2 protein-coding genes are annotated in these 693 nt (G+C 39.9%); both read right to left on the bottom strand.

Going from position 1 to position 693, the window contains the following annotated elements:
- On the bottom strand, positions 1-335 hold a 335-nt coding region (locus tag AC1DRF_RS31065), incomplete at its 3' end, for a LytR/AlgR family response regulator transcription factor (protein ID WP_477742710.1).
- A partial coding sequence (locus AC1DRF_RS31060; protein WP_477742709.1) for a type 1 periplasmic-binding domain-containing protein occupies positions 310-693 on the bottom strand: 384 nt, incomplete at its 5' end. The genes AC1DRF_RS31060 and AC1DRF_RS31065, both read right to left, overlap by 26 nt.

Genomic DNA, 693 nt, shown 5'->3' with positions numbered 1-693 from the left:
AAAGCACCATATAAACGATTTCTATCGATTGGCTTTAAAATATAGTCTACTGCCTTTACGTTARATGCCTCAAGTGCATAATTATCATGACCAGTAATAAAAATAACTTGTAAAGTCGGGAAAAGTTCTTTACATGCTTTAACTGCTTCCATCCCATTCAATAAGGGCATTCCGATATCGACTAAAGCAAGATCTGGTTTTTCTTTCGTAACATAGTGTATCAATTMTTCACCGTTGGCGGCCTCTCCGACAATTTTATATTTGGATAAACTCCCAATAAAGTACCTTAACAATTTTCTTGAGGTAACATCATCGTCTGCGATCAATACTTTCATCTTGTTGTTCCCCCTTTTCCCTAGCGTTTCTTGATTTCGCAACACTTTGAATAATATCTGGAGCATCTTCATTATAAACAAGCTGCCAAGCATCAATTACATTTTCTTTCATTACTTTTAGAGACGGAACGGCTACATAGGGTGGCGCTTGTTTTCCAAGTAGGGCATACCCTGCTAGAATCGCTTCGGCGACTCCTTGCTGGTATGGTAGCTGGGCACCTAGTCCTTTAATAGGTCCATCCTGTGCAATTTCCAAGGCCACGTTCATACCCAAATCCATTGTCGTAATGACTAAATTGCTTTTTTTTGCAGTACGAGTTGCCCTCAAAGCTCCTTCAGCCGGTACATCCCATACAAC

Source organism: Priestia sp. P5_B4 (genome assembly GCF_056400385.1).
Note: the sequence above shows the minus strand (reverse complement) of the source record. Positions and strands in the feature narration are given on the sequence as shown.